13 protein-coding genes are annotated in these 20139 nt (G+C 42.9%); 9 read left to right on the forward strand and 4 right to left on the reverse strand.

Features of this window, described 5'->3' with window-relative positions; genetic code table 11:
* Positions 1–52: 52 nt before the first annotated feature.
* The gene (locus ACLHR0_RS22660; RefSeq protein ID WP_436489736.1) at positions 53–2425 is read right to left on the reverse strand and encodes a TonB-dependent receptor; all 2373 of its coding nucleotides are present in this window, start codon (positions 2423–2425) and stop codon (positions 53–55) included.
* Positions 2426–2534: 109 nt separating this feature from the next.
* Here ACLHR0_RS22660 and ACLHR0_RS22665 point away from each other — a divergent pair, with 109 nt between their 5' ends.
* Both ACLHR0_RS22665 and ACLHR0_RS22670 read left to right on the forward strand, forming a co-directional pair.
* Entirely contained in the window at positions 2535–3131 is a 597-nt protein-coding gene (locus ACLHR0_RS22665; protein ID WP_429047131.1) for a Crp/Fnr family transcriptional regulator, read from the forward strand.
* A gap of 281 nt (positions 3132–3412) precedes the next feature.
* Positions 3413–3943 carry a hypothetical protein gene (locus ACLHR0_RS22670; RefSeq protein WP_436489738.1) on the forward strand — a complete coding sequence of 177 codons (531 nt, stop codon included), beginning with the start codon at positions 3413–3415 and terminating at the stop codon, positions 3941–3943.
* A gap of 41 nt (positions 3944–3984) precedes the next feature.
* Here the strand turns inward: ACLHR0_RS22670 and ACLHR0_RS22675 are convergent, their stop codons facing one another.
* The gene (locus ACLHR0_RS22675) at positions 3985–4962 is read right to left on the reverse strand and encodes a GlxA family transcriptional regulator (RefSeq protein WP_429047135.1); all 978 of its coding nucleotides are present in this window, start codon (positions 4960–4962) and stop codon (positions 3985–3987) included.
* Positions 4963–5099: 137 nt separating this feature from the next.
* Here ACLHR0_RS22675 and ACLHR0_RS22680 point away from each other — a divergent pair, with 137 nt between their 5' ends.
* The 5 genes from ACLHR0_RS22680 (at position 5100) to ACLHR0_RS22700 (ending at position 13222) form a co-directional block, all read left to right on the forward strand.
* A complete protein-coding gene (locus ACLHR0_RS22680; RefSeq protein WP_429047136.1) occupies positions 5100–5504 on the forward strand; it encodes a VOC family protein in 405 nt (134 codons plus the stop codon).
* 96 nt (positions 5505–5600) lie between these two features.
* The gene (locus ACLHR0_RS22685; RefSeq protein ID WP_436489741.1) at positions 5601–6020 is read left to right on the forward strand and encodes a DoxX family protein; all 420 of its coding nucleotides are present in this window, start codon (positions 5601–5603) and stop codon (positions 6018–6020) included.
* A 416-nt stretch (positions 6021–6436) separates the two neighbouring features.
* A complete protein-coding gene (locus tag ACLHR0_RS22690; RefSeq protein WP_429047140.1) occupies positions 6437–7540 on the forward strand; it encodes a glycoside hydrolase family 88/105 protein in 1104 nt (367 codons plus the stop codon).
* A gap of 435 nt (positions 7541–7975) precedes the next feature.
* Positions 7976–11266: a SusC/RagA family TonB-linked outer membrane protein gene (locus ACLHR0_RS22695; protein ID WP_436489743.1), complete on the forward strand. Its 3291-nt coding sequence runs from the start codon at positions 7976–7978 to the stop codon at positions 11264–11266.
* A gap of 33 nt (positions 11267–11299) precedes the next feature.
* Positions 11300–13222 carry a RagB/SusD family nutrient uptake outer membrane protein gene (locus tag ACLHR0_RS22700; RefSeq protein WP_436489745.1) on the forward strand — a complete coding sequence of 641 codons (1923 nt, stop codon included), beginning with the start codon at positions 11300–11302 and terminating at the stop codon, positions 13220–13222.
* Positions 13223–13302: 80 nt separating this feature from the next.
* Here ACLHR0_RS22700 and ACLHR0_RS22705 read toward each other — a convergent pair whose 3' ends face one another.
* Positions 13303–14067 (reverse strand): response regulator transcription factor, encoded by a 765-nt coding sequence (locus ACLHR0_RS22705; protein WP_429047146.1) that lies wholly within the window; start codon positions 14065–14067, stop codon positions 13303–13305.
* Position 14068: 1 nt separating this feature from the next.
* Positions 14069–17287, reverse strand: a complete 3219-nt coding sequence (locus tag ACLHR0_RS22710) for a ligand-binding sensor domain-containing protein (protein WP_436489747.1) — start codon at positions 17285–17287, stop codon at positions 14069–14071.
* A gap of 202 nt (positions 17288–17489) precedes the next feature.
* On the opposite strand from ACLHR0_RS22710, the gene ACLHR0_RS22715 reads away from it, so the two are divergent.
* Positions 17490–17930, forward strand: coding sequence for a (2Fe-2S)-binding protein (locus ACLHR0_RS22715; protein WP_429047148.1), 441 nt, complete (start codon positions 17490–17492; stop codon positions 17928–17930).
* Positions 17931–17948: 18 nt separating this feature from the next.
* Positions 17949–20042, forward strand: coding sequence for a molybdopterin cofactor-binding domain-containing protein (locus ACLHR0_RS22720; protein WP_436489749.1), 2094 nt, complete (start codon positions 17949–17951; stop codon positions 20040–20042).
* Positions 20043–20139: the final 97 nt, after the last annotated feature.

Here is a 20139-nt window from a genome sequence, read left to right on the forward strand (position 1 = left end):
TAGTGATCGTTTTTTGGGTTTTTGAGACGAAACCCAATCCTGGTCAATTTCATTAAAAAGTAAACCTTACAAACGGCACAGGGAAAAACCCCTGCTGGTAATTGTTTACGACTTGTCCGGTACGGGCGTTCCAATCCTGTCTGAAAATATTATTGTTATTGGTAACGTTTTGCAGGTCCAGCGAAATTTCTAAAGATGATTTTCTGTATTCCTTCCGGTAGGATAGCTTTACATCCGAGCGGAAATAAGCCGATTGCCTTAATGAAAAAGCCTCTTCTTCAGTAAACTGTATTTCGCCGTCTGCAATAGATGCTGTAATGTCCACAGGTGAAAGATAGCGACCTCCGACAGCAGAGATCTTCATTGAAATGCTGAAATATCTTTCCCTGTTGAACTTCCATTCCTTGCCTGCAAGGGCATTGATTACATAACCCATATTAAACGCCGTATTTCGCAATACCCCATCGCTTCCCTGGTATTTGGAATCAAACAGGGACGTGGTAAACAGGTAATAAAGCCCTTTTGAAAAATTCCTTTCAAGGGTAAACTCTACACCGAAATTTCTTCCCTTGCCCTGGTTGATAAGACTGTCCCGCAATGTAGGAGTGGCCTCTGCTCCAAGATTGACGGTCGAAAAAGAAGACGGATGACTTTCCACAGGAAGGTCATACAACGACTGGTAATAAAGTTCGGTCTTCAGGTTTGTATTATTGTTTAATTTCCAGTTGTGTGACAACACAGCATGGTTGCTCCTTATAAACCCTAAGGATTCATTTGTATACAAGTGGCCGGAGGGAGTGGATGTTACAACCGTGTAATTTAGCAGGTTGTCCATTTGGCTGTGCATTCCGAAACCGAAGCCTAAAGTATGCCTGTTGTTTATTTTAGCATTTAGCCCTATTCTTGGCTCTATGCTTTGGCTCTGGGAAATATCCAGATATTGGTAGTGCATCCCTGCAATAAATGTCCACACATCGTTCATCCTGTATTTCCATTGAGCGTAGCTCTGCAACAGGTCCAAATCGCGTTGACGGTCAGCAATTACCAGGTCGTGCACGCCGGCGTAGATCCGTTTGTTGAGAATGGAGAAGTTGGTATAGTCATTGTAAACCCCTGCAATAAAGCTATGCCTTGCATTTAACTTATGATTCAACTGAAAAACAGCAGAATATTTTCGCGTGGAGAATTTCCAGTGCCAGTCGGGAGTAGCGATATCGGGTTTTACCGTACTGATAGAATCCCTGTCAAACCATTCGTTTGTACTGCTATAACCGACTGTTATTTTCGCAGTAGTCTTATTGCTTAGCAGATGCTCGTAACTAAGTCCTGTAATGTTGGTTTCGTAATCGGCAAAACGATTGGAGTAGCTATTTCCATAAGCCTGTCCGCCGGGATCATAATCTTTGCCCAGGCTTACAAATGAACTTCTGCCCCAAATACCGAACAAACTCAGGTTTCCTTTCGCCCCGACTGATGAGTGTACTTTATAATTTACATCGTAGTAGTCGGGTTGCCCTCCGCCAGTACCAAAGTTGAGCCCTAACTGCCGGAATACAGAAAGGGTGGAATATCTGGCATTTACGAGATAGGACGCTTTTTTACCTTTCCCGGTCGGCCCCTCTGCTCCGGCTTCAAATCCGTTGAAACCTACTTGTCCTACAAATTCATGCTTGTCTTTATTTCCATTTCGCAACCGTAAATCAAAGACGCCTGCAACAGCGTTACCATATTGGGCGGGGAAAGCACCTGATATAAAATCAGACTTGGCTATCAGGTTGTTGTTCAGCATGCTTACAGAACCTCCCATACTGTTCAGCGCACCGAAGTGGTTAGGATTGGGAATGTTAAGACCTTCAAACTGCCACAGCATAGCATTGGGGGAATTGCCCCGTATAATAATGTCATTTCTTGTGTCATTGGTGGATACCACTCCGGCAAAGTTTATAGCCATCCGCGCAGGGTCGCCAAAAGAGCCGGCATATCTTTTGGTTTCTTCCATATTGAACGTGCGGACGCTTACCGTAGCCATTTCATTGTTGGGTGATTTCCTGTTAGAAGCGCTAATGACCACTTCATCCAACATCTTAATTTTTTCACGCATTGCCACATTATTAAGTTGAAGTTCTTTCCCTGCGGTGATCAATAAATCGGAAAGAAACAAGGGTTCGTATCCTACAAACGTAATGATAATAGATTGCCTGCCTAAAGGAACTCCCATAAGCCGGAAACTTCCAAGCGAGTCCGAAAACGTATTTATCCCCGGGTAATTTGCCATTTGTATTGTCGCACCACCGATAGGAGCGAACGAGGCCTCGTCAACTAATTTCCCGTTTATAGTTTGGGTTTGGGCTTGTACATTGCTGAAAAAGGCAATGAGGAACACAGCCAATAAAGTGGCCTTATAATAGATTGATTTTGCTGCCATAATTCGCTATATTTATCTCAGGAAATTATTTTGGACAAAAATCCACAACAGGATCTTCCTGTTCATTGATCTGGGTCAATAAAGAAAGTATCCTTGGAAAAACAGTCTATTGAAGCCGGCTAAGTTTATGTTTGAAAATATTCATCAGTATTTTTTGCAATTTTTACCCAACCTTTCTGCCGGGGCGTGGGAGCCTCTTACTGAGCTTTTGGTAGTGAAGTCTTACAAGAAAGGGGAAATTATCAGTGATTTGGGTGCTGTAAACAAATGGGTGTCCTTTATTGAGAAGGGGGCGGTGATCGCATTTGATTTGTCTGACCGGAAGAAGACCGTCTACGAGTTCTTTTTTGAGCATCAATTTACTGGAGATTATGAAAGTTTTTTGACGTCCCGTCCTGCTAATTATGGAATAGAAGCCCTGGAAGATTGTGAATTGTATCATCTTCATTTCAACAGCCTGCAAAAGCTGTATGAAAGATTTCCTGAGTATGAACGCATTGGCAGGCTCATTGCAGAAGCCCAGTTTTTGCGTGTTACCCAAAAAAACGCCAGGTTGATGGGAGAAAAGCCCGAAGAGCGGTATTTGAATCTTATAAAAGAAAGGGAAGAGTTGATTCAAAGAGTACCGCAGTATTACGTGGCATCTTATCTTGGAGTTACGCCCGAAGCATTAAGCCGGATCAGGAAAAGGCTGGTTTCAAAATAGTTGAAACACCATGGTGGATAATGGAGACATTGGTTGGAAGAAAATTAAGAAGGGTCCTCTCCATGTTTTGCAAACACAACTTAATCCAATAGGAATAGCGGCTTTATTTCATTGTTAATAATTTTTGTGCTGATTTCTGATGGAAACTATCAATTCTAATTAAGTCTGCCATAAGAAAGTTCGAATTGTGTCCGGTTTTTCTAACTTACCACTACAATTGAAGGTTTAGAACCTAAGAACAGTTTTACTATTAAAAACACTTACCTTGTTATGAACAATATATGGAAACAATAATCATTGCAGAACGCAAGAGAAAATATATAGCAGATTTGATCATTTTTGCTATATTATTGGCTGGAGGACTGATTTCTATTATACAATATTCAGCTTCATTACCATCCATTATTTTTATCGTCTCATTAATCATCCCTTCAGTTGGAATAGTGAAATATTTATGGGATGTACCATCACAAATAAAACTATCAGAAGACGAGATGGTCATATACTATGGCAGAAGTATTTTAGAGGATGTAGATGCGCGAGGCAGCTTTGCTTTTCCATCAATTGTAAAACTTAAATGGGGAAATATCGCAGACTTTGAGGTAAAATCCTATACGTACTGCATCCCGGATAACGGTGGTGATAGAGGAGCCATCACAACGAACTATGAGTATCTTATCATAACCCTTAGTAATATAGATAACCTGAACCCAAACAGCAACCAGAGGTACACAGTCGTATTAAATCACTTTGAAAAGACACCGGAGGAAATTCTTGCCATTTGTAAACAATTTCAAATGGCATGGTCCTGATCCTGTACCGTGCGTTTTCCATTCCTAATATCAACCCACATCTATACTTCTGCAGTAACCTTAGCATATTTGTTCCTGTATTCTATAGGCGTTAGGCCGGTTACTTTTTTAAATGCATCCCGGAAAGCTCTGGTATCGGTGTACCCTACATCAAACATTACTTCGCTCACATTTTTCCGGGAAGCCTCAAAGAAGCGCTTAGCGGCCTCTACGCGTACTCTTTGTATATATTCCAAAGGAGTATTGCTTGTTGCCTGCCTGAACCTTCGCTCGAAGGTCCTTCTCCCGGAATTAACTATGGCCGCTAACTCGTCTATCGACATTTTCTCGTTGTAATTCATCTCGATGTAATCCTGGACCTTCATGATTTCTTCATCGGCATGTTTCTTTTGCCCCTTAAACACTGTAAATACGGCCTGGCTGCTGCGGCCAATATCTAAGGCGAAGCTCTTTGAAATTAATACGGCCGTTTCCCTGTCGGAAAATTCCTCAATCAGGTATAGGACCAAATTCCAAAGGCTGCTGGCACCTCCGCTACTATATATGTTTCCTACTTCAGTAATAATAGCGCCATCCACTACCTCAATTCCAGGGTACCGCGCTCTGAACTCGTCAAGGTAGGCCCAATGTGTAGAGCACTTTTTGCCGTTCAACAACCCGGTCTCAGCCAGCAGGAAAGCGCCTAAACACAAACTGGCAACGCTACAGCCCTTTTCATACAATTTCCTGATGTGTGGAATGGCGTCAGCATTTATTTCTATTCCGTCAGCAATATTGCCATATACAGGAGGAATTATTAATAAATCGGTTTTACTCACATCCCGGAGCAAGCGGTCGGTCCTTATCGTGTATTCACCGTCGTTTGCCGAAACAAACGGGGTAAGACCAACATATTCAACCTCAAATATCGCCTCTTTTCCCAGGGCCATAAGAAAATCATTGGCTGTCTTAAAAGCACGGTAGGGTGGCGTTACCGCTTCTATTACGCCCTTCTCTGGTGCAAAAACTGATATTAACATAGACGTTGTAAGATTAAAAGTAAAGATAATACATCCCTGTCATTTTCACCCCCCTAATTTGACGCATTTATGTATCCTCAGTCCCATGTATTTAGACCACCTTTGTCTCATCGAACTAACAATTAAAATTACACATCATGGCAAAGAAAATCTTTATCAATCTACCGGTAACTGACCTTAAAAAGGCAATGGAATTCTATACCAAAATTGGCTTTACCAACAATCCGGATTTTACGGACGACACTGCCGCCTGTATGGTACTAAGTGAAGAAATTTATACGATGCTATTGACCCATGACAAGTTCTCGCAGTTTACAAGCAAAAAAATCATTGACACTAAAACAGACATTGGTGTGATCAACTCCATTTCAGTCGACAGCCTGGAGGAAGTAAATGCCATGGCAGATGCTGCCTTAAGCGCCGGTGGAAGCGAGCCCAATTCGCCAAAGGACTACGGCTTTATGCAGCAAAGAAGCTTTAGCGATCAGGATGGTAACCATTGGGAGGTATTATATATGGATATGAGCAAGTTCCCCGGTTAACCATGATGTAGGCCGAAATCCCAGCCCGTTGGTTAACGTCGTTGACATGTACTATATCAGTTTGATATTAAGTGTTCAAAAATAAATTATACAAAAATGAAAAAGGCTAAAATTATTTTTTGGGTGTCAACTGTTTTTATATTCCTGTTTGAAGGTATCATGCCCATCAGTACCTTATTGTTTGCACCACAGTATACCAATGCAGGAACGAAGCCACTTGGTTATCCTGACTATTTTGCAGTTGCGCTGATCATTCTGAAATTTTCAGGCGCATTAGCTATATTGTTGCCCCCGATCCCGGACCGGTTAAAGGAATGGGCCTATGCGGGACTTACGTTCAACCTGGTATTCGCTATCATCAGTCATGCCGTTGTAGATGGGAACATAGGGTTTATACTACTGCCTGTGGGTGTGATGGCTGTGCTGGCGCTATCTTATTTTAACAGAAATAAAATGCAGATCGCTAAGAGCGAGAGAAAGGAGGATGGTGTGGTAATGCGGGAAAGCATAGCTTAAAAAGAATGTTCCCCTAAAGCCATGCAGAAGTAAGTTCGAATTTTGTACAGTAGTCAGGGCGACAAAGAAGGAGCTGTCTCATAACTAAATGAGGCAGCTCCTTTTTATTTTATCCACGTTCTTCATACGGGACAGAAAAAAGGCCCTGAATCTATCTTTTGCTAAGTAATCCATTGGTTATAAATATTCCTGCCATCCACGGCTGTTGCCTTACATTCCCGCTATTCTTCCTCACGCTGGTTTTTAGGATCAATTCGACAAAAAACTGAACAAAATTTAAAAGAGATATTTCATTTCTTCGCACGATCTCAGAACTGAAATATACCAGCAGCATACACTGGATGAAGTATGAGGCGGTCGTTCAAAGCATTGGAAATAATCACTAAAATTTAAATAAGTTCTACAAAAAAAGCGTTATGAGTAAATTATTTTTATCGTTGCTGGCAATGATATCTTTTCAGTTTTTGTTTGCCCAGCAGGATCATCTGACCAAATTTCCAAAGGGAGCTACACCTGGCGAGGTGGGCAAACGATTGGCCTATCACTTTGTGGACGGCAGGCATGAACTCTATGCAGGAAGGTACATTCACTATGCCGAAGTTTGTACCTGGAATGGCGCCTTGGACTACGCTATAAAAACAAAAGACCAAAAGCTGATCAGGCTTTTACAGGATAAATTTGAGCCCTTCTTCTCCCGGGAGAAAGTATTACTGCCTCCCATGAATCACGTGGACTACAATATGTTTGGCAGCGTTGCGCTGAAACTTTATCAGGTAACAAAAGACGAACGCTATAAGAAAATCGGACTGGCCTACGCCGATACGCAGTGGGAAGTGCCAAAGAATGCGAATCCGGAAGAAAAAGCCTGGGCGGATAAAGGATATTCGTGGCAAACCCGTTTGTGGATCGATGATATGTATATGATTACTGTTGTGCAAAATGAAGCCTATAAAGTAACCGGCGACCGCAAATATATTGACAGGGCGGCAAAGGAAATGGTACGCTACCTGGATGAGCTGCAACGCCCGAACGGGCTTTTCTATCATGCTCCGGATGTTCCATATTACTGGGCAAGAGGAGCTGGCTGGATGGCAGTAGGTATGCCCGATCTGCTTCGTGAGTTGCCTAAAGATCACAAAGACCGCCCGCGGATTATGGAAGGGTATCTTACCATGATGAAAAGCCTGAAGGAGCACCAAAGGCCCAATGGAATGTGGAACCAGCTTATTGATGAAGCAGATTTCTGGCCGGAAACATCCGGCACCGCTATGTTCACGTATGCTTTTATTACAGGCGTTAAGCAAGGATGGCTGGATGCGGCGGAGTACGCTCCGGCGGCGCGAAAAGCATGGACAGCTATGGTTTCGTATATCGATGAACGTAATAATGTGACCGAAGTTTGCGTTGGCACGGGCAAAAAGAATGATAAACAGTATTACCACGACCGCCCACGTAATGCGGGTGACCTTCACGGCCAGGCACCCTATCTCTGGTGCGCAGCTGCACTTTTAGGAAAATAGTTGGAGAGTTTTATAACTGCCGTTGGCGTTGGCGCCCCTGCACAGGGGGCATGACGCCAACGGCTTATCCTGAAAAGCTGTTTTCGCGTACCTGTGATTTAACACCTCCCTTTTCTATGCTTCCTTATTTTGGAATGATTCGACAAAAAGTTGAATAAAACGTATCAAAAAAGAATTTTTACTTCGCGTTACAGTATTAATATTAATAATTATCCACAAATATGTGTGTCCACTTATGAATTGGCCAGGAGTCGCGCCGGTGAATATTCCACGTATCTCAAAGAATGAAAACTTTCAAAGAACTACGTGCCTTGGCGGCGTATGTATATTATTCTATTAATCTTTTTAACGATTGTGGCTATTAAAACAACCATGGGTCTCTATAACCCAATACAGCATTATAAATTTCACCGCGATAACGACTAACTGATCATTATGGAGAAAAATTATACAGCAACCGGGAAAAGCAATGCCTCTTCTTTGTGTAAGATGTTCTTATTGCCTGGATTATTCTGGGCTTTATTGTTGCTGCTGTTTCCCTTTTGTGCCCATGCACAACATCAAAGTATAACCGGCAGGGTTACTGACTCTCTCGGTCATGGAATAGCTGATGTTACAATCGCCGCTAAGGGAACAACCGTGATTGCAAAAACAGATGTATCGGGTAATTTTAGCATTCAGGCTGCCAAAGGAGTGCCCCTGAGAGCATCACACGTAAGTTATGTCAGCAGAGAGGTGATACCGGATGGAAAGCCTTTGATTATTATACTGCAACAAGCTACCAATGACCTGAACAATGTGGTGGTGATTGGTTACGGTACTATGAAGAAAAAAGATCTTACCGGGGCAATAACTTCTATCCGCCCAAATAAGATTGCAGACGAGAATCCTAAAACAGTTCAGGATATCATACGCGGAACACCTGGTGTGAGTGTAGGTTTCGATGCCTCTGCAAAAGGAGGAGGTACCATACGAATCCGCGGGCAGCGCTCCGTTTATACGGATGGCGGACATAATGATCCTTTGCTGATACTGGATGGTATGATTTTTTATGGAGAACTGTCTGAAATTAATCCCGATGATATTGATCAGATTGATATCCTTAAAGATGCATCAGCTGCTGCTATTTATGGAGCGAAATCAGCTAACGGGGTGCTTATCATCACTACAAAAAAAGGGAAAAAGGGGAAGCCGACTGTTAATCTGACAACCAATTTCGGGCTTTCTGATATGGCCGCAAACAGGAAGGTTTTTGGCCCCGACGGTTATATGAAATACAGGCAGGACTGGTACATGGCTGGTACCTACGGCATCAATTCAGCAACAGGAGCCTATGAACCTTATATATCAGAAACGGCAACAGCGGGTAAACTGGGATACTATGAAATGCCTACCGATGAAACGCTGAAGAAATACGGTATCACTATCGACGAATGGAGAACCTATTCAACAAACACAGGTAACGCATCTGATAACGAAATCCGGGCTAAACGGTTAGGTCTTCAATATACAACATTGGATAACTATCTGAAAGGTAAAACCTTCGATTGGTATGACCATAGTTTCCGTACCGGTTTTAACCAGGATTATAATCTCAGCGTATCAGGCGCCAGTGATAAAATAAATTATTATTTGTCTGCAGGTTATTTGTCTAACCAGGGAGTGGTTGTGGGTGATAACTACAGGGCAGTACGCTCCAACTTAAAAGTGGACGGAAAGGTCACCGATTGGCTGGATATTAGTGCCAATGTTAATTTTCAGGACCGGTCCGACGGAAATATTGCGGTTAACTGGGGATCACAGATTATTAATAACAGCCCTTTTGCATCTTATAAAGATGAGGATGGAAACCTGGAAGTACATCCTATGGGCGATGAAATGACTGCCAGTAAAGGATATAATTTTGATTTCAATAAACAGTATATGAAATTGGAAAGAGGCTATACTGTTCTGAATACCATTCTTTCTGCCAAAGTAAAACTGCCCTTTAATATCAAGTACTCTTTTAATGTTTCTCCCAGGTATCAGTGGTATTATAACCGCTATTTTGAATCCTCGGAGCATCCTGACTGGCTGCCAATTAATCATGGTGTTGACCGGAACTGGGGAAAGCGTTTCGACTGGTCTTTGAATAATACGATCAGCTGGGAAGAAACTTTTGCCCAAAAACATAAGGTAAATATAACCCTGGTTCAGGAAGCAGAAGAACGGCGGTATTGGAGCGATGCTATTAATGCACGTAATATTTTACCAAGTGATGCCTTAGGATTCCACGAAACTTCTACCGGCGATCCGCTTAACAGCAGTTTTAATACGGACGATTCTCATGAAACCGCTGATGGTATGCTTGCGCGCGTGTTTTATTCGTATGATGACCGTTATATGCTGACAGCCTCTGTGCGCCGCGATGGCTATTCCGCTTTCGGGACTTCGAATCCAAGGGCTACTTTTTTTTCGGCAGCTTTGGCCTGGACATTTAGTAATGAAAGATTCTTTCAATGGAGTCCATTGAGCAATGGTAAATTGCGCTTGTCCTATGGACAAAATGGAAACAGATCGCTTGCTAATCCCTATATAGCATTGGCAAATCTTGCAAATGGTGCAACCACTCAGGGATACGTAGATGCCAGCGGTAATTATATCCAGTATTACTATTTAAGAATTGACCGTATGGCAAATCCCAATTTGCAATGGGAAAAAACTACAGCATATAATATCGGACTGGATATCGCTTTCTTAAATAACCGGATCTCCGGTACGCTCGATTATTATTACATGCCCACCACTAACATGATCATGAGCCAATCGTTGCCTGATTTTTCAGGATTTACGAGTATTACCACCAACTTAGGGGAAGTACAAAACAAAGGTTTCGAAATTTCAGTCAACACACAAAATATAAGAACACCCAACTTTACCTGGAATACCACAGTGGGGTTTTCGAAATATAAAAACACGATTAAGCATCTTTATTACCGGTACGAGGATGTGTTAGATGCCAATGGAAATGTAGTGACTTCCAAAGAATCTGATGATATATCCAACGGATGGTTTATCGGGCAACCGGCCAGTGCCATCTGGAACTACCGCGTAACGGGAATATGGCAGGTGGACGAGGTTGCAGAAGCTGCTAAATACGGCCAACGTCCCGGGGATCCTAAAGTAGCCAATAATTACACGGCAGATGATATTAAAAATGGTGATGGAACTACAACGGCGGTTTATAATAATAAGGATAAGGAATTCCTGGGCCAGACTACACCACCTACTATGTGGTCGTTGCGAAATGATTTTACCTATAAAAACTTCAACTTCTCATTCAATATCTATTCTTATTGGGGCAGTAAAAGCTTAAGTACTTCTTACCTGAACCAGGATAATAGTGTTTCGTTGGTTACATACAATGCCAATACCTATCAAAAACAATATTGGACGCTTGATAATCCGAGTGATTTTTTTGGGCGGTTGGATGCGAGAGGTCCTTCCGGAGTTGCTGCCCCCAGCAGAGTATTCGATCGTTCTTTTATCAGGCTTGATAATGTAACAATTGGTTATACAATGCCCCGCAAACTTATTTCACGGGCGGCGATTGAAAACCTGAAGCTATATGCAACCGTTCGCAATGTAGCTGTCTGGAGAAAAGATAAAAACTGGGATTACTGGGATATAGAAACTGGTGACATTGCACCGAGAATTTACACGCTTGGATTAAATGTGACATTCTAAACCTTTTACGAAGGGAAAATAAAAAAAACAAAAATGAAAAATAACTTTATAAGAAAAGTTTTCTTCCTGGTGGTGGCATCAACAATGATTACTGCCTGTAGTAAGAAATATCTTAAGCCGGATCCTTTATCTTTTTATGAGCCTGAAACTACTTTCTCTACCAAGTCGGGACTGGATGCTGCCATAGCGATGTGTGACAAGCATTTGCGGAGCTATTGGAGCTACATTACGACCAGGGATATTTCGGTACCTATTAACACCGAGTATATGTTGTCAGACATGGCGGTAGCCGGTAAAACAGATGATGGAAGCATCTTTGCGGATGTAGCTACACGTCTTACTCCAACTGACGGCATGTACACTAATGATGTGAACATGTTGAGCTATTTCTGGGGGGAAACTTATAATGGTATCAAGTATGCCAATACAATCACCTCGTTTATTGATAAAGTTCCCGGCCTGGATGAAGCTACAAAACGTGAATATATTGGCAGGGCTTATTTTCACAGGTCCTTTCGTTATCTCGCCCTGTGCTTTCAGTTTAACAATGTTCCACTGATAACCCAAATCCCTTCTTCTCCAAAGCAAAACTATAAAAGCACCAGTCGTGACGCTATTTTAGAAATGATTACTAAAAATATGGAAGATGCCGTGCAATGGGTGCCTGATCAGTCCAGTATGTCATATATAGGCATGATTAATAAAGGCGCCTGCCGCCAGTTATTGATCAAATGCTATCTGGCTACCGGTCAGTGGGACAAGGCAATTGCACAAGCTGATTCTTTAATTAATAATTCGGGTTATTCCTTAATGACAAATACATTTGGTACGTTCGAAAGCCCGCTGGAAGGCACCTGGCATATTACGCGGAACGTGATATGGGACCTGCACCGCCCTGTGAACAAATGTATCATGACAAATAAGGAAGCCATTCTTGCTATGCCCAACCGTGATAATACAGATGCCGCAATAAAAATGCGCACCATGCGGAATTGGGGCCCGATGTGGAATATCTCTACATTAGTATCGCCTGCAGGAAAATTTATGCAATGCTACGCTTCATCAAGCAGTTCCTACCGGGCCAACCTCGATTATAACTCGGCTGTTGGTCGTGGTATTGCAATGATTAGCCCTACCTATTTTGCACAACACGATCTTTGGAATGTAAACGGAATTAATGATGCCGGGGATCTGCGACATAACAGCAGCGTGGGCAACTGGGCCAGAATGGATTCCCTGAAATACAATGATCCTTCAGACGCATTGTATTTCGGTAAAAATTTGCGGCTTTACAATGGAAACAAACTTTTATGTACCGATACGGTGCGTAACTGGTTCGATTGGCCGCATTATAAAGTTTTTGTAAATGATCCGGATCATATTGGCAATGCTGCAAGTAATAACAATAAGGGCGGCGCGGCCGACTGGTATTGCTATCGTCTTGCGGAAACCTATCTGCTCCGTGCCGAGGCCCAATTTTATAAAGGGAATATAGGCGCAGCTGTAGCAGACGTAAATATTGTAAGACAAAGGGCAAAATGCCAGCAGCTATACACTACTATTACTATTGGTGATATCGCGAATGAACGTGCCCGTGAATTATGGATGGAAGAATGGCGGCACATGGAACTAAGCCGTATGTCATATAGCCTGGCCTTAAGTGGTAAAGCAGATGAATGGGGAAATACTTATAACGTGAATACGCTTTCAGAAAACAGTTATTGGTATCAGCGCATACAGCATTATAGCAATTATTACAACAAGAACAAAGTAACTGTAAAGGGCAGGTCCTATACCATAGCACCACATAATATCTATTGGCCCATTCCTCAATCGGCGATCGATGCAAATTTGTATGGGAAACTACGCCAAAACCCCGGTTATAACGGTTATGGTCAGAGCGTGGAGATGTGGACGAAATGGGAAGATGCCGTTAATGATGAAAATAAGAATTAAGAAGAGAGGTACAGCCATGGTCATCTCCCAGGGTAATGGAAATACTTGGACGCCTTCATTTGAAAGCGTCCAAGGCTTACTTACTCTCTTGGCAATGAATCAAAGTATTCGAGTGGCGACATTTTGAAATACTTCTGAAAGTTGCGACTGAAAAGACTTTGCGAGCTGTAACCTATCATCTTTGAAATTTCGTAAAATGAAAACTCATTTTTAGCAATTAAATCGGCGGCTTTTTTAAGACGCGTGATGTCGATAAGTTCTTTTGGAGATAGCGAGGATAAAGATTTGATCTTGCGGTATAAGGTGGTGCGGCTCATGAACATGTGTGCGGCAAGCATGTCAATATCAATATTGGGGTCTTCAATATTTGTTTTGATATATTCATCCAGTTTCTTTAGAAAGGCTTCATCCGTTTTTGAATGCGCCATTACCCTCACATCCTCAAAAGGCGAACTGGCAAAATGATCTTTTATTTTACGACGGTTTTTAAGCAGGTTAGCAATCTGTACCTGCAGCAATTCTGATGAGAATGGCTTCTGTATATAAGCGTCTGCGCCTACCTCCAGTCCTTCGATGTGAGCCTTATACGTATTTTTAGACGTTAATAAAATGATGGGGATATGGCAGTATTCAACATTGGATTTAATGAGCCTGCACAACTCAAATCCGTCAATTCCAGGCATCATAATGTCTGATATGATGAGGTGAATAATTTCTTTGTCCAAAATGGTTTGTGCAATTTCTCCATTGGCGGCAAGATGTAACTGGTAAGCATCTCTCAAAACCATAGATAAGAATTCCAGGATATCTTCATTATCGTCAATAATAAGAATATTTTCGGTCATACTATTTTATCTTTTTCCAACTGCTTAATTGAAATTCAAATTTTTGATGTATGGGCAGTTGCAGTTCAAATATAATTAAATCAGTTTCGCCGGAAATCAATCGCAGCGATCCGTTGTGCAACTCTGTGAGCGATTTTGCAAGCGACAGCCCGATACCGGTGCCCGGCTTATTATTTCCACGTACTCTTACAAAGGGTTCAAATATCTGGTCTTTAAACTCTTCTGGTATGCCTTTGCCATCGTTGTGAAAGCTAATCTTAAAATATTCGTCGGAATCGCTTACCGTGTTTATATTAACGGTGGCCCTGGTGGCTGCATACTTAATAGCATTTGATATTATGTTGGTGCATATTTTAATGAGCGCCTCTCTGTCTACAAAAGCCGTAAGGTGTTTTTCCGGTAATGCGATATCCAGTTCAATATTGTTGGCGGCAGCCTGTGTTTTAAGGCCCGCTACCAGATCGGTTATCAGCCCGGCAATATCTGTTTTTACAAAATTCAGGCTGAACTGGTCCGCCTCCGTTTTTCTAAAGTCGAGTAGTTGACTGGCCAGCTCTATCAGGCGCCGGGTATTTTTTTCAGCTATGGCGAGCGTTTTCTTAACATCTGGGTCTTTATCAAATTTTTTGCTCAACCATTCTATGGGGCCCGCTATCAGTGTAAGCGGCGTTTGTATTTCATGGGTAATATTGGTGAAAAATTCTATTTTGGCCTGGTAAATTTCTTTTTCCTTTTCATGTTCAAACAACTGTAGCTTTCGCAAATTTTTACGCTCCAGGTATTGACGATATAGGCGGTCCGTGATGAATATTATAACGCCTAAAAGCAGCAGGTATACAATATATGCGAAGTTGCTTTTCCAGAAAGGTGGAAGGATTTTGATGATCAGCCGCCGTTCCTTGCCCGTCCAGCTTCCGGTGTTGCTTTCAGCCTGGACAATAAATTCATAAGTGCCATGGGTAAGATCGGTAAAGTACGCTTTGCGGTTAGTATTGAGATAGGTCCAGGGCTGGTCAATGCCTTTCATAAGATATTTATACCGTGTTGCTTCGGGCGAGGAAAAGTTCAACGCCGCAAATTCAATACTAAAATTGTTCTGATCATATTTCAATATAACGGTGTCTGTGTATAAAACAGACTGGGAGAGGGGGCTGTTATGCCCGCCAGGTATTGCTTCTTTGTTATTAATTTGGAAACCGATGATATAGGTAGGCGGGCTTGGCTCTCTTTGGTTAAATAAAACCGGGTCAAAACCAATCATACCCTTAACAGAGCCAAAGTACATTTTACCATCGGTATGTTTATACGCTGAGTTGTAGTTGAATTGGTCCGTTATCAGCCCGTTGGCTTGTGTGTACACTTTTACCTGTTCTGTATGCAGGTCAAAACAAATAAGACCTTTGGATGAGCTGATCCACAAATGTTTTGAATTGTCTTCCAGGATACTGTATAATACATTGCCTGGCAGCCCGTTTGCGGTTGTATATCTTTTGATGGTTTTCCGGTCGGAGCTTAGTTTTATAAGCCCACTGCCGGTTGTGGCAAACCATAAAGCATGGTTGCTGTCTTCAAAAATATTGTACACAGGGAATTCGTTGATGGTCTTTCCCTTAGTGGTATCACCAAAATGTAAATTCCCGCGGCGGCCGGTTTTAGGATTATAATAAAATGCGCCTTCCTTTACACTGCCTGTCCAGATATTTCCTTCTGAGTCTTCAAATATATCATAAACATAAGTGTTGTATGGTATCTGGCTGATGCGCTTAAATGTTTTGTGTTGTGGGTCATACTCAAATAGTCCTGCATTACGGTATGCAGTACCCACCAGTAGTTTATTGTTTTTTGTGCGGTAGATTGAAATTACAAAATCACTTACCGGGCCGTTCCTGTCACCAATAAGTTTAAACCGGTCTGTAACCAAACCTTTACGCATATCCATTATTTCCATGCCCTGTAAAAAAGGGCCGATAAATAACTCGTTCCCCCAGGATAGCAGGCCATGTATATTGGAGTAAGAGATGCTTCCTTTTTTGCCTGTGGCTGTATAGTTTGTAAATATGCCCGTTTTTAAATTCAATTTGTTAATACCTGCATCTTCGGTGCCCACCCATAAGTGGCCGCTGCTGTCAGCACATATTTCTCTTACCGCATTTCCTGAAATAGCATTAGCACCCGGTAGCGGATAATATTTTTCAAATCGTGCATTGACCTTCGAATAGTAATTTAACCCGCCAAAAAAAGTACCGGCCCACATACCACCCTGGTTGTCCCTGCATACTGCATAAACAGCATTGTCTGCCAGGGCATAGGGGTCGCCTGGCCGTTTTCTCAGGCTTATGCTCTTGTTGGTGGCTAAGTCGTAAATGTAAATTCCCGATTCAGTAGCTATCCAGTATTGCCCGTCGTTACCCGTTGCAATATCGCGGACAAATATGTCTTTGTTTTTATCGGTATCCAGTGATAAAGATTTAACGATGCCTGTTTGGGTATGATAGCTTTTTAATCCCTGTTTAAAGCAACCTATCAACAGTTCGTTATTATTGATAGGGTATATTTTGCTGATAGACCGGGCATTTGCAGGGGCACTTTTATCAACGATCCTTATCTTTATGCCAGGCTTTGTTTTCGGGTTGTAAATATGAATATTACCGTCATTATCTCCCATCCATAAATTCATATTTGAATCCAGCGCAATACAGGATGCTTTTGTTTTTAAATCCTCCACCCGGTTCTCTGCCTGTATGTATTTGTATAGAGAAAACTGGATGAGAAACCAAAGATTGTTATCCTTGTCTATTACAAGATTATTGGTATATTCTTTCGGGACGGTTTCCAGTTCAGTGAGTACTTCTTTGTACGGGTTATATTTAAAAATGCCTTTGCCGGTGGCTATCCAGATCATCCTGTTTTTATCCTCAGCGATAGAATTGATAACATCATTTCCCAGGCTGCCGAATTTATCGTTATTGTTTTTGTAGGCTTTAAAAGAATACCCGTCAAAACGGTTCAAACCACCACGGGTCCCCACCCATATCAACCCTTTACTATCCTGTATTACAGCGGTCACTGCATTGTGCACCAGCCCGTCATCCACCTGGTAGTGCTTAAAATAATATTGCCCATAACATGGAGAAATGGTGACTGGTAAGAATAAATTCAGCAAAACAATATAACCGAGGAATTTCATAATACTGAATTCAAATATAAATAATGATATCAAAATACTATGGGTTTTAAAATAAAATTGTATCACTTGATTGCGGTGCATGCTATATTTGGTACGATTCGTCAAAACATTGAACAATCCGGGGGGAGTATGGCAAGCCCTGGAATGATAGTTAGAAAATAGGTATAATACCTAATTTTGATTAAGTTTAGTTATAGAATAAAAATGGTTTTCCCGTCATTCTAAATCATCTCTTATGAAAATCAATGTAAATGGCACAGATTATACCCTGAACGTGCCGGCTAACACCAGCCTTCTTGATGCCTTAAGAGTAAATTTAAATCTCACCGGTAGTAAATACGGCTGCGGAGAAGGCGCCTGTGGTGCATGCAAAGTGCTGATAGACGGTCATGCTACACCTTCGTGTATTACCCCCGTAGCAAGCGTGGAAAATAAAATTGTTATCACCATAGAAGGATTGGAAAAAGACGGTCAGCTGCATCCTATACAGCAGGCGTTCCTGGATGAAGACGCCTTCCAATGCGCCTATTGCAGCTCCGGCATGATCATTTCAGCGGTTGCCTTAAAAGCAAGAAATCCAACACCCACCAGGCAGGAGATCATAGAAGCAATGCAGGGAAATATTTGTCGCTGCTGTGTTTATCCACGTATTATAAATGCCATCAGCAAGGCTTAACGTTCAAAACCCAAGGTTATGAAAAATTCAGGCACAAGGCAAACTCCTGTGGAAGGAATCAACAGACGGAATTTTCTGAAACTGCTGGGCGGCGGTATTGCGGTTGCCCTTACCTATTCTGATCTGAACGCATTATCGAAGCATACAGCTTTCGTTCCTCCCGGTGATGACGCTATCGCCGCCTGGGTGCACATCCTGGAAAACGGAACAGTAACCGTTTACACCGGCAAAGTGGAAGTAGGACAAAACATTCGTACTTCCTTATCGCAGGTGGTGGCGGAAGAGTTGTCTGTTCCCGTGACCAGCATTGAAATGATCATGGGCGATACCCTTCTTACCCCTTACGACCGGGGTACATATGGCAGTCTCACTACACCTACTATGGGACCGAAGTTGCGGAAAGCGGCCGCCTCGTTAAAAGAGGTGCTCACGGATATGGCTGCGAAACAATGGAACGTAGCCCAACAAACGGTGACTGTTAAAAACGGCCAGGTTAGCCACGCCGCATCCGGTAAAACCGCGAGCTTCGGCGATCTCACCAAAGGGAAGAAAATGCTCTTAGCCGTAAACGACCAGGTGCAGCTCACTCCTGCTGAAAAATGGACCGTAGCCGGTACACCCGTGGCAAAGGTTAATGCGAAAAGCTTCGTTTCAGGAAAGCATCAATATGTATCAGATATGGTGATGCCAGGCATGGTGTATGGGAAAATGCTCCGTGCGCCGTCTTATGGCGCATCCCTGGTTGCTGCTGATGTAGAAAAGGCAAAGATCTCTCCAGGTGTAAATGTTGTTAGAGAAGATAACTTCATTGGCGTAACTGCCCCTGATCCCCAGACAGCCACTAATGCTTTGGCCCGAATAGAGGCCCGCTGGAAAACTACCCCGCAGCCTTCCAGGGCGGAAATTTTCACTTATCTTAAAACGCACGCACAAGACAAGGAAAAAAAAGCCGGGGAGGCCGTTGATAAAGCCTTTGGGGCAGCCCCGGTGCAGGTACAACAACATTTTGAGGTGCAATATATTGCCCATGTGCCATTGGAGCCGAGGGCGGCGCTGGCGGTGTGGGAAAATGGGAAGCTGACCGTATGGACCGGCACCCAACGGCCTTTTGGTGTGCAGGAGGAACTGGCGGAAGTATTTTCCATTCCGAAAGATAATATCCGTGTAATGATGCCGGATACCGGCTCCGCCTATGGCGGAAAACACAGCGGGGAAGCCGCGGTGGAAGCGGCGCGCCTTTCCAGGGCCGTAGGTAGACCGGTAAAAGTAGTGTGGACCCGTGAAGAAGAATTCAAATGGGCTTATTTCAGACCGGGCGGACTTATAGAAGTAGCCGCCGCAGCCAGCAACGAAGGACTTTTGGCGTCCTGGGAGTTTCATAATTATAACTCCGGCGGTGCTGGTATTGAAATCCCTTATGAAGTGCCACACAAGCACATCCAATACCATCCATCTGATACACCGTTGAAACAAGGCTCTTACAGGGGCCTTGCCGCTACGGCCAACGTCTTTTCCATAGAAAGCGTAATGGACGACCTGGCCCGGCAATTAAAACAGGATCCATTCCGGTTCCGGCTTAATAATTTAAAAGAGGAACGATTAAAACAAGTGTTACAGGCAGCAGCATCCAAATTTGGCTGGACACGGCAAAAGGAAGCTGGTCGTGGTTACGGTATGGCGTGTGGATTTGTAAAAAACGCCTATGTAGGAACCTGCGCGGAAGTAGCCTATAATAAATCCAACGGGCAGTTGCAATTGCTCCGGCTCGTAGTGGCTTTTGACTGCGGCGCCATTGTGAATCCCATGCACCTGGAAAATCAGGTGATGGGTTGCGTGTTGCAGGGACTTGGTGGCGCTTTATTTGAAGCCGTGGACTTTAAAGATGGCCGCATTTTAAACCCATCGCTTTCCAGCTACCGGGTGCCCAGGTTTGGCGATATTCCGGAACTGGACATTGTGCTTGTTGACAGAAAGGACATGCCGTCTGCAGGAGCAGGTGAAGCACCGATTGTTGGTGTTGCGCCTGCCATCCGTAACGCAATTGCGGATGTTACCGGCGTAAAGCTGAATACGCTGCCATTGCTGCCACATGGAATGACATTAAAAACCTGAAAATAATGCAGAAACCATTAAGAAAACCTAACTTTAGATAGTAAAGGGCCCCGCACATCTCATTCAGAAAAAAACCAACTTAGGGTTGTCAGTTTGG

Origin of the sequence: Chitinophaga sp. ARDCPP14 (assembly GCF_051362515.1) — a bacterium.
GTDB lineage: Bacteria > Bacteroidota > Bacteroidia > Chitinophagales > Chitinophagaceae > Chitinophaga.

What these genes read in the sequence shown, in the direction of transcription:
- ACLHR0_RS22695 (WP_436489743.1), top strand. Translation starts at nt 7,976, where the DNA reads ATGGAGAAAAATTATACAGCAACCGGGAAAAGCAATGCCTCTTCTTTG.
- ACLHR0_RS22690 (WP_429047140.1), top strand. Translation starts at nt 6,437, where the DNA reads ATGAGTAAATTATTTTTATCGTTGCTGGCAATGATATCTTTTCAGTTT.
- ACLHR0_RS22715 (WP_429047148.1), top strand. Translation starts at nt 17,490, where the DNA reads ATGAAAATCAATGTAAATGGCACAGATTATACCCTGAACGTGCCGGCT.
- ACLHR0_RS22670 (WP_436489738.1), top strand. Translation starts at nt 3,413, where the DNA reads ATGGAAACAATAATCATTGCAGAACGCAAGAGAAAATATATAGCAGAT.
- ACLHR0_RS22720 (WP_436489749.1), top strand. Translation starts at nt 17,949, where the DNA reads ATGAAAAATTCAGGCACAAGGCAAACTCCTGTGGAAGGAATCAACAGA.
- ACLHR0_RS22705 (WP_429047146.1), bottom strand. Translation starts at nt 14,067, where the DNA reads ATGACCGAAAATATTCTTATTATTGACGATAATGAAGATATCCTGGAA.
- ACLHR0_RS22660 (WP_436489736.1), bottom strand. Translation starts at nt 2,425, where the DNA reads ATGGCAGCAAAATCAATCTATTATAAGGCCACTTTATTGGCTGTGTTC.
- ACLHR0_RS22675 (WP_429047135.1), bottom strand. Translation starts at nt 4,962, where the DNA reads ATGTTAATATCAGTTTTTGCACCAGAGAAGGGCGTAATAGAAGCGGTA.
- ACLHR0_RS22700 (WP_436489745.1), top strand. Translation starts at nt 11,300, where the DNA reads ATGAAAAATAACTTTATAAGAAAAGTTTTCTTCCTGGTGGTGGCATCA.
- ACLHR0_RS22680 (WP_429047136.1), top strand. Translation starts at nt 5,100, where the DNA reads ATGGCAAAGAAAATCTTTATCAATCTACCGGTAACTGACCTTAAAAAG.
- ACLHR0_RS22685 (WP_436489741.1), top strand. Translation starts at nt 5,601, where the DNA reads ATGAAAAAGGCTAAAATTATTTTTTGGGTGTCAACTGTTTTTATATTC.